Genomic DNA, 7,753 nt, shown 5'->3' with positions numbered 1-7,753 from the left:
GAGGGGAGGGGTGGGACGTCGTCTCGGTGGACACCCTCCCGGCCGCTCTCCCCGGGCAGCCTCACTCCGGCTCGGTGGCGGATGCCGTGGCGGGTGAGGAGGTCGCGCACCTCGCGGGTGCGTACCGGGCCTCCCCCGAGCTCCTTCGTGAGGTGCTTGCCGAGGGTCTTGAGGTGGACTCCCCCGGAGGCTTGGAGGAGCGCGTGGAGGGCGGTCACGGTCTCGTCCCGGGTGACGTCGCTGATGGTCCGCTTCGGGGCCTTGGCGGGCTGCTCCTGGTCGTCCTGCTTGTGCCTGCCGCGTCCGGGGCGGTAGGCGATGCGGAGGGCGAGGACCACCCAGGCGAGGGTGGTGAGGCCGAGGATGCGCCAGGTGAAGGGCAGGCCGTAGATGAAGCCGGCGGCCAGGACGAGGCCGAGGATTCGGGCGAGGGCGCCGCCGGTGCTGCCGCCGCTGATGAAGGCTCCGATGCGGCTGCTGATGCGGCTGGACCCGGTCCACAGGGCGGCGAGGACGTCCCATGCGGTCGCCCAGAAGCGGAGCCACCCGTCCGGTACGGGGCGCGGCTCGGGGGTCGGGGGTTGGGCTTTCTCGGCGATGGTGGAGGCTTCGGGCGTGGTGTTCGTGGGCTGCTGAGGGGTGGCCATGTCAGCCTCCGAGCATGCCGATGACGGCGTGGGCGAGCTGGACGGGGACTTGCCAGATGGTGCCGGGCCCGGCGACGGGGAAGACGATGCCGGCGACCAGGCCGACGCCGGCGCCGAGGAGCGGGGAGAGCTTGGCCATGAGGAAGACGGCCACGAGGATCAGGCACACGGCCCCGATCCCGACGTTACCGAAGGGCCCGTCTGGGCCTTGCCCGACGCCCAGGCCGGTGAGGCCCTGGCCCACCAGCGCTTCGGGGTGGGACCACATCTGGCCTGCGGCCATGAATGCCGTGGCGGCGATGAACGCCAGGTAGGTGGCGGGGTTGGCGGAGAGCTTGACTCTGCCTTCTCCGCGGATGCCGAGGGCGAGGATAACGGCGAAGACGAGGGCCACGCCGCCGGTGCCGACTGCTCCGAAGGCTGCTCCGGATGATGCGGCGAGGGTGACGGTGCTGGTCACAGGGTGGCTCCGGGGGTGTGCAGGGCAAGGGCCAGGAGGACGGTGGAGGCGGGGATGTGCAGGGCCCAGTCAGCGGCCATGCGGATCTCGGGTGTGATCCGGCGCGCGATCTTGTCCGGGATGAGGCTGGTGGCCTTGGCGGCCGCGAACCAGCAGACGGCCCACAGGAGGACGGCGAACCCGATGGCTCCGGGGCCGGCCTCCTCGAGGCGGCGGGCGACCAGTGGGCCGAGGCCGAACAGCCAGTAGCCGACGGCGCCGGCGGTTCCGCGGCGGATGGCCCACCAGCGGGCCCGCTCCCGGGCTGTGGGCCCGGCCGGGTCGGCGTGCTGCACCACGGTGATGTGGATGCCGGGCTCCGGTGCGGGCGGAGCCGGGGCCAGGAGGGCCGGGCGGGGACCGATGCGCCACCATGCGCTCCGCTCCCCCGGGCCGGTCTCCGTGGCGGGGCGGGCCGTGTCCGGCCCGGAATCCGGATCCGGAGCGGAATCCGGAACGGGATCCGGATCCGGAACGGGGGCGGATTCCGGATCCGGCCGGGGGCCCGGAGGCGGCGTGTGGCGGCGGGCGGCGAGCAGCTGGTCGAGCCAGTACGGGGAGCGGTCCTGCGCGCCTGCTGCCCGCTCCGTGGTGTCGGCGTGCGGTACGGGCACGGGCTCGCCGTCGACCAGGACGCGGAGGTAGTGCTGCATCCGGCGCTCATCGGGCCCCAGGGCGGGCCCGGGGGGCGGGGTGTCGTCCTGGGCCGCGGGGGCGCGGTGCAGCCTGTTGCGGAGGCGGTGGAGGTTCATCAGCCGGCCACCTTGGCGAGGCGCATGTACCGCTTGACGGTGTCGGGCTTGGCGTTGGCGTCGGCGACCTGCCGGACGTAGGCGAGGACCTGATCCGGGTCGCCCATGTTGCAGTCCGTGGCGGTCCGGACGGCGTCCAGGATGGTCATGGGGCCGGTGGCGGGCGGGCCGGACTCCTCGTCCATCTCGGATCCGGATTCCGCGGACTGATCCGGATCCGGATTCGTGCGGATCGGCTCCGCGCTGGCGAGGGCCGCGCGCTCGGCAGCGACGAGGGCCTCCCCGCGCTGCAGGTCCCGCCGGATGGGGATCATGGCGCGCTGTGCGTCGATGCGAGCGCGGCGAGCGGCGACCCAGGCCTGCGTGCGGGCGTCGAGCGTGCGGGCGTGGACGGACATCGCGATCGCCCACGAGCCCTTGGCGAGCGCGGAGACGAGAGCGCCCACGATGCCGATGACGAGGGTGCCCTCCAGGTGTCCGTGGACGGCGACCGCGCCCATGGCAAGGAGCAGCGCCGCGGTGCCGGCGCGCCGGGCCCGGGCGGCGCGGGGCGCGTCGTAGCGGTGAAGCCACTCCACGGCCATGCACATGATCCAGGCGGCGTCGAACGCGACGGCGGCTCCGTAGGCGGCGAGGGGCTCGGTGACGCGGGCGAGGAGGTCGCCGATCGAGGCGGTAGACCAGACGACGGAGACGGTGACCATGACGACGGCGCCGACGGTGACGGCCTGGCGGACGAGGTGGTCCCAGTCGCGCGGCGGCGCCAGGGTCTCCTCGGTGCGCTGGACCTCGACCATCTCGGTGACGCCGTCGATGGTGTGGGGCTCGTGGACGGTGCGGGTGGTAGCGCGCGTGCGCATGCTGCTCCTCCGGGAGCGAGGTAGAAGGGCCGGGCCCTGCGGGGGTGTCAGGGCCCGGCCCGGTCGGTGGGGTGTCAGCCGCGCGGGTGCAGCCACTTCCAGCCGGCGGCGTCCGCCTTGGCGGCGCCGGTGCGGTGGTGCGAGGCGCGGCGCTTGCGGCCGGCGGCGTCTGGCGCGGCTCGCCAGTCGGTGTAGGGGTTCGCGGCGCGCGGGCGCTTGGGCTTGGGGGTGCCGGTCAGCCAGCCCATCAGCGGTGCCTCGCTTCCTGCTTCGCGAGGGTGCTGCGGACGGACGCCCCACGGTCGTAGTCGGCGGCGCAGTCGGCCACWGTGGCCGGCCGGTCGGCGAACGGGTGCGGGCGGGGCGCGGTTGRCGGGGTGGGCTGGTCGGGTAACGGCTCGGTACGCTCCATGCGGCCTGTCTCCTTCGTCACGGTTGCGGGGCAGGCCAGGCCCCGGCCATGTGGAGCTGCAACTCCGGCCGGGGCCACCTGCGTTGGTAGCTGGGCTACTTCCCACGACTGTACGGGGCCCCGTACACTCTGGGCAAGTGGCCCGACCGAGGAAGTGAGGCCGGGTGTGACCGAGGAGGCGCAGCGCGTGATCGATGCAATGGATGCCGTGGAGGCGATGACCGACCCGCAGCAACGCGCGCTGGCGATCGGCGAGGTGATGGCAGACCAGGCGCGGCGGGCCCCGCGGTGGCGGGAGCTGCGCCGCCAGGTCGTGCTCGACATGCGGGCGCAGACTCCGCCGGTCTCGTACCGGCGGATCGCGGCCGCGCTGGGGGTGTCGCTGGCGACGGTGCAGGACATTGAGCGGGGTTACACCGGCTCCGGCCGGAACCGGCCGCGGGCGAAGGGTGGACAGGGTGACTGACCCGGTGGCGTTCCTGCTGGCCCGCCTGGACGACGATGAGCCATATGTAGCGCGCTTGACACGAGGCTCCCATCCGGGCACGCTTTGTGTAGCGCGCTACGCAAGGTAGCGCCGAGAGGGAGCACCGTGGCCACCATTGCCGACATCCGTCGAGGCGACAAGTTCACCCACAGCGGCCGCACCTACATCGCCGCCGACGACGCACGCCCCAGCGGCGTCACGGGCTACTACGACGTCACCACGCTCCCCGGAACCGCGAAGGCAGACGACGGCGTCATCCGACAGGGCGCCCTCTTCGGCCGAGACATCACCGTCCGACCGGATTTTGCAGTCGACATCATCACGCGCGGCCTCACCGTCGAAATGCTCTGGGAGACCACCCACAACCAGCGGCCGGAGGCGACGACCGCCAGCGAGGACGCTGTCCGGTTCTGGCTCGGACACATCACCCGGCAGCGCGAGGCCGCCCAGCGCCAGAGCGCCGACCTGGACCTCACCCGGGACAAGTGGATCCGCGCCGCACTCGCGCTATCGGTGCCGGTCACCGAAATCGCCCACTTGGCCGGTCTGTCCCGCGAACGGATCTACCAAATTCGGGACGGCCGACGCTGAAACTGTGGCAGGCTATCCGCACCGGCCGTCGTGCCGATCTCCGCGCCAGCGGAGGTGAACCGATGGACAACAGGGCTGAAATGCTTCAGGAGTCCACCGTCTCCACGTGAGTGGAGCGTCATGCCCAGGCCGTCGAGGGCCCCGCCGTACGTCACGGCGGGGCCCTCGTGCGTGGTCATGCGGGCGTGGCTGCGGCGTGCCAGGTGCGTGCGCACGGGCCCGTGCACATGGCGGTGGGCAGGGTGCCGTCGCCGTAGAGGCGGATCCGGCCGCCGCAGGTGCACGGCATGGCGAGGGTGGTGTGGCCGGCGCCGAGGCCAAGGGCCTGGTCGATGCAGGCCTCCGCCTGGACGGAGGCCCGGGCGATACGTTCCCGCAGCGGGCCGGGCAGCGACAGGAAGGGCCCGGGCGCGCCGGTGACGCGGCCGAGGAGCCACAGGGCGGCCTCGCGGCCGCTCTGGCGGTGCCGTCCGGTGCGCGGGTCGGCGTAGCGCCAGCGGCGGGGGTCGGCGGCGTCGGCCTGGGCGGCGGCCACCCGGCGGGCGTGGTCCTCCCACACGATGCGCTGCGCCCTGCTCGTTGCGTACGCGGCGCGGCGCGGCCGGGGCATGGAGACCGGGGGGCGCTGGACGTGGGCGGCGGTGGTGTCGGCGAGCTCGAGGAGTCCGGCCTCGATCAGGGCGATGGTGCCGATCAGGTCCAGGCGCAGCGGGACGGGCCGGCGGCCGATCTGTGCCGGGTCCCGCTCGAGGGCGCGCAGGGCCTCGGCGCGCCAGGTGCGGGCCTCGAGCTCTTCCTCGTCGCCGCGCTGGGCAAGGTACTGGCGCAGGGTGAGCGGGGGCCACGCGTGCTGCCGTGCGTCCTGGACGGCCTCGGTGAGCGGCGTCCAGGCGCGGGCGATGCCGAGGAGAGCGGCGGACGACTCGGTGGTGCTGATCATGGCGTGACTCCCTGAGCGGTGGTGCTGGTGGTGGGGTGCGCCCGCGGCCGTGGGCTGCGGGCGCACCCTGTGGTGCTGGGCTGCTACCGGCCGGTGCCGATGAGGAGCGGCGGGGTGCAGTCGCTGGTGAGGCAGGTGGCGGTGCCGTCGTCGACGAGGTGGACGTGGTGGCCGTCGTCGGCGAGTTCGCGGGCGGCGGCCGCGGCCGGGTCGACGGCGCGGTGGGTGGTGGAGGCGTAGGGGTCGATCACGTCGGGTCTCCAGACGGGGTCATGTCGTCGGTCAGGGCGGTCATCAGTTCCTGCAGCGCGGCGTACCGGTCGGGCCGGGCAGCCCACTCCTCGACGAGCTGCTGGACGGAGAGGCCGGCGGGCGTGCACCACTCGACGCGGGCGCCGGCGAATCCACGGGCGAGGTCCTCGGGGCTGGGCGCGCCAACCGTCAAGCCGGAGAGGGGGTCCTCGGAGAGGAGGCAGCGGCCGTCCGGCCAGACGAGGCCCTCGAGGACGGTGCCGTGCGCCAGGCGCAGGCGCAGGCCCCGGACGAAGACAGGCCGGCGGGGGAGGTCCATGTCAGTCCTTCGGTCGGGCGGCGCGCTCGGCGGCGGCCGCGACGGTGCGGGTGGTGTGCTGACGGCCGGCGGACCCCGCGAGAGCGAGGGAGACCGTGAAGGTGGTGATTGCCGGCGGCCAGACGGCGGCCGCGGCGCAGACGATCGAGACGGCCAGGGCAACCACGGCGCCGACGCAGGTCGCGGCGTGCCGGACGTCCGAACCGCGCGGCGCCACCAGGCGCAGCCGCATCACGTGCGCTCCCCCGCCGGGGTGGGCAGGGTGTCGAGCGCGTCGCCGAGCTGGTCGGCGAGGTCGCGCCAGCGGGCGGCCTGGCGCGGGGCCCGGCGCTCGCGTGCGTCGGCTGCGGCAAGGAGCGCGTCGACGAGGTCGACGGCGGAGGCGATGCCGCCGGGAAGGATGAGCTGGGTGGCCATCAGCGGCCGCCGGTGGGTCTGGTGGGCATCGGGGTCCTGTCGTCGGTGGGCGGTGTGCGGGATGAGCGGGGCGGGGTGCCGGGTGACGCCCGGGCGGGCGACGTCGAGGAGCGCCAGGAGCGCGGCGACGGTCACGGCGAGACCGCGATGTCGGCGGGCGGTACGCCGGCCTCGAGCTGGCGGTGGAGCTCACGGAGCCGGGCCATGGCCTGGCTGTCGCGGCGGGACAGGGCCCGGCGGGCGGCGTCGCTCAGCTGGCACCAGCACGCCAGGCACAGGTATCGGCGAGGGCTCTTCGGCTGCCGGCAGGAGGGGCAGGGGGTGTGGCGCACGGTCGGGACCTCCAGGTCGTGGTGCGGGGCGATGTGCCAGCCGGCGCCCCGGAGCTCGGCGACGACGGCATGGCCGATGGCGACGAACTCGCCGTGCTGCAGCGGGCCGGCCGCGGTGCGGGCGTTCACGTACGTCTCGGCCTGGGCGGCGACCACCGCGGCGATCGCGTCCGGCACGGTGACCGCCGGGCGGGCGGTCACCGCGGCCGCCACGGCGTCGGGCGGACGCCCTGCCGGGTGCGGGCCCCGGGGCGGGAGCTCCGCCGGGCGGGCTTGTTGGTGCAGGTGGCGAAGTGAGGCTTGGCCAGCCACTCGGCGTGCTCCAGGACGGGCCGCTCCCGGGTCAGCCCACGGGACCGCAGCCGCCCGGTGCCGTCCGCGTAGACGGCCGTGTTGCCGTCGGCAGCCGGGTCCGCGTCCACGGGCATCGGCTTGCCGGCGGCCGTGACGGTCCACCGGATCCGGGCCCCGCAGCTCTCGCATGTCTGCACGTCGTGCTCACTGAGCATCAGGTCCTCCTGCGTCGTCGAGGGCGGCGACGGCGCGCCAGCCGTAGAGGTAGGTGGCTCGGGCGCGGCCGTACTGAGCGACGGCGGCGCGGATCGTGCCGGGCCCGGCGGCCGCCCGGAGCGCGGCCAGCTGCTCGCGGGTGAGCTCCGGCGGTACGGGCCCGGGCGGGAGCGCCGGTGCCGGGAGCGGCGCGGCCGCGGAGGCCGCGACGGGGGGCTGCTCCTCGGCGGCCGCCGGCGCCTGCTGCTCGCCCGGCGGCGAGGTGAGGGCGAGGTCGAGGCACACGCCGCACGGAGCGCCGCTGTGCCAGATCACCCCGTCCTCGCACGCGTCGAGGCCGCAGCCGCGCCGTGGAAGGCCCGCGCCAAGGATCCAGCGGCCGCCGTCGCGTACCGGGGTGGTGCAGGCGTAGCGGCGGGTGAGGCGGTCGGTGAGGCGCTGCATGCCGGTGCCGGCGGCAAGCTGGGCGAGGATCTCCCGCTCGATGCGGGTGATCTCCCACCGGGTGGTGTCGGGGCCGAGCAGGTGCCGTACCGGGGCCAGGACTGCCCATGCTCGGGCGGACAGCGTCGGACCGGATCCGTCAGCCGGGCCTCCGCTGCAGGCGCCGTCTGTGCCCCGGCCCCCGTCGGCCCGCAGGGCGGCAGGCGGGTTATCCACAGTTTCCACAGGGCCCCCCGCTACAACCGGTAGACGCCTGACGGCGGATCCCGAGACGGCAGTGGGCGGGCAGTA

The 7,753-nt window shown here is 74.7% G+C and carries 16 protein-coding genes; 2 read left to right on the top strand and 14 right to left on the bottom strand.

Translation table 11 applies throughout. From position 1 onward, the window contains the following. From EAO77_RS37465 to EAO77_RS39310, 6 genes are all read right to left on the bottom strand, one after another. Positions 1 to 647, bottom strand: a 647-nt coding sequence (locus tag EAO77_RS37465; protein ID WP_147992724.1) for an MFS transporter, incomplete at its 3' end; no start/stop codon positions are given. 1 nt (position 648) lies between these two features. After that, complete coding sequence (locus EAO77_RS37460; RefSeq protein WP_147992723.1) at positions 649 to 1,107, bottom strand: hypothetical protein; 459 nt, start codon at positions 1,105 to 1,107, stop codon at positions 649 to 651. Beyond that, positions 1,104 to 1,898, bottom strand: a complete 795-nt coding sequence (locus tag EAO77_RS37455; RefSeq protein ID WP_147992722.1) for a hypothetical protein — start codon at positions 1,896 to 1,898, stop codon at positions 1,104 to 1,106. Before EAO77_RS37455 ends, EAO77_RS37460 begins: the two co-directional genes overlap by 4 nt. Beyond that, positions 1,898 to 2,758, bottom strand: a complete 861-nt coding sequence (locus EAO77_RS37450) for a protein transporter Sec31 (protein ID WP_147992721.1) — start codon at positions 2,756 to 2,758, stop codon at positions 1,898 to 1,900. The genes EAO77_RS37455 and EAO77_RS37450 overlap by 1 nt, the downstream gene beginning before the upstream one ends. A gap of 74 nt (positions 2,759 to 2,832) precedes the next feature. After that, the gene (locus EAO77_RS39315; protein ID WP_187283610.1) at positions 2,833 to 3,006 is read right to left on the bottom strand and encodes a hypothetical protein; all 174 of its coding nucleotides are present in this window, start codon (positions 3,004 to 3,006) and stop codon (positions 2,833 to 2,835) included. Continuing rightward, positions 3,006 to 3,170, bottom strand: a complete 165-nt coding sequence (locus tag EAO77_RS39310) for a hypothetical protein (RefSeq protein WP_187283609.1) — start codon at positions 3,168 to 3,170, stop codon at positions 3,006 to 3,008. Before EAO77_RS39310 ends, EAO77_RS39315 begins: the two co-directional genes overlap by 1 nt. A 166-nt stretch (positions 3,171 to 3,336) precedes the next feature. Between EAO77_RS39310 and EAO77_RS37445 the strand changes: the two genes are divergently transcribed. After that, a complete protein-coding gene (locus EAO77_RS37445; RefSeq protein WP_261994343.1) occupies positions 3,337 to 3,636 on the top strand; it encodes a helix-turn-helix domain-containing protein in 300 nt (99 codons plus the stop codon). Between the two features lie 126 nt (positions 3,637 to 3,762). Then, positions 3,763 to 4,248, top strand: a complete 486-nt coding sequence (locus EAO77_RS37440) for a hypothetical protein (protein WP_147992720.1) — start codon at positions 3,763 to 3,765, stop codon at positions 4,246 to 4,248. Between the two features lie 175 nt (positions 4,249 to 4,423). Here EAO77_RS37440 and EAO77_RS37435 read toward each other — a convergent pair whose 3' ends face one another. From EAO77_RS37435 to EAO77_RS37405, 8 genes are all read right to left on the bottom strand, one after another. Beyond that, positions 4,424 to 5,188, bottom strand: coding sequence for a hypothetical protein (locus EAO77_RS37435; RefSeq protein WP_147992719.1), 765 nt, complete (start codon positions 5,186 to 5,188; stop codon positions 4,424 to 4,426). 83 nt (positions 5,189 to 5,271) lie between these two features. Next, positions 5,272 to 5,439: a hypothetical protein gene (locus tag EAO77_RS39305; RefSeq protein ID WP_187283608.1), complete on the bottom strand. Its 168-nt coding sequence runs from the start codon at positions 5,437 to 5,439 to the stop codon at positions 5,272 to 5,274. Continuing rightward, positions 5,436 to 5,759, bottom strand: a complete 324-nt coding sequence (locus EAO77_RS37430; protein WP_147992718.1) for a hypothetical protein — start codon at positions 5,757 to 5,759, stop codon at positions 5,436 to 5,438. The genes EAO77_RS39305 and EAO77_RS37430 overlap by 4 nt, the downstream gene beginning before the upstream one ends. 1 nt (position 5,760) lies before the next feature. Beyond that, entirely contained in the window at positions 5,761 to 5,991 is a 231-nt protein-coding gene (locus EAO77_RS37425; protein ID WP_147992717.1) for a hypothetical protein, read from the bottom strand. Beyond that, positions 5,991 to 6,311: a hypothetical protein gene (locus EAO77_RS40915; protein WP_261994342.1), complete on the bottom strand. Its 321-nt coding sequence runs from the start codon at positions 6,309 to 6,311 to the stop codon at positions 5,991 to 5,993. Before EAO77_RS40915 ends, EAO77_RS37425 begins: the two co-directional genes overlap by 1 nt. Continuing rightward, positions 6,308 to 6,709, bottom strand: a complete 402-nt coding sequence (locus EAO77_RS40910) for a hypothetical protein (protein ID WP_261994341.1) — start codon at positions 6,707 to 6,709, stop codon at positions 6,308 to 6,310. Before EAO77_RS40910 ends, EAO77_RS40915 begins: the two co-directional genes overlap by 4 nt. Then, positions 6,706 to 7,017, bottom strand: coding sequence for a hypothetical protein (locus EAO77_RS37410; protein ID WP_147992716.1), 312 nt, complete (start codon positions 7,015 to 7,017; stop codon positions 6,706 to 6,708). The genes EAO77_RS40910 and EAO77_RS37410 overlap by 4 nt, the downstream gene beginning before the upstream one ends. Further along, positions 7,007 to 7,687 (bottom strand): hypothetical protein, encoded by a 681-nt coding sequence (locus tag EAO77_RS37405; protein ID WP_147992715.1) that lies wholly within the window; start codon positions 7,685 to 7,687, stop codon positions 7,007 to 7,009. The genes EAO77_RS37410 and EAO77_RS37405 overlap by 11 nt, the downstream gene beginning before the upstream one ends. Positions 7,688 to 7,753: the final 66 nt, after the last annotated feature.

The sequence above is a fragment of the Streptomyces sp. T39 genome (genome assembly GCF_008042045.1).
Lineage (GTDB): Bacteria > Actinomycetota > Actinomycetes > Streptomycetales > Streptomycetaceae > Streptomyces.
The sequence above is the reverse complement of the archived record's forward strand: the minus strand, read 5'-3'. Positions and strand labels throughout refer to the sequence as shown.

Bases quoted from the DNA above. Each gene is read 5' to 3' on its own strand.
- EAO77_RS37410 (WP_147992716.1), bottom strand. From the start codon at position 7,017: ATGCTCAGTGAGCACGACGTGCAGACATGCGAGAGCTGCGGGGCCCGG.
- EAO77_RS37425 (WP_147992717.1), bottom strand. From the start codon at position 5,991: ATGCGGCTGCGCCTGGTGGCGCCGCGCGGTTCGGACGTCCGGCACGCC.
- EAO77_RS37450 (WP_147992721.1), bottom strand. From the start codon at position 2,758: ATGCGCACGCGCGCTACCACCCGCACCGTCCACGAGCCCCACACCATC.
- EAO77_RS37435 (WP_147992719.1), bottom strand. From the start codon at position 5,188: ATGATCAGCACCACCGAGTCGTCCGCCGCTCTCCTCGGCATCGCCCGC.
- EAO77_RS37455 (WP_147992722.1), bottom strand. From the start codon at position 1,898: ATGAACCTCCACCGCCTCCGCAACAGGCTGCACCGCGCCCCCGCGGCC.
- EAO77_RS39315 (WP_187283610.1), bottom strand. From the start codon at position 3,006: ATGGGCTGGCTGACCGGCACCCCCAAGCCCAAGCGCCCGCGCGCCGCG.
- EAO77_RS37430 (WP_147992718.1), bottom strand. From the start codon at position 5,759: ATGGACCTCCCCCGCCGGCCTGTCTTCGTCCGGGGCCTGCGCCTGCGC.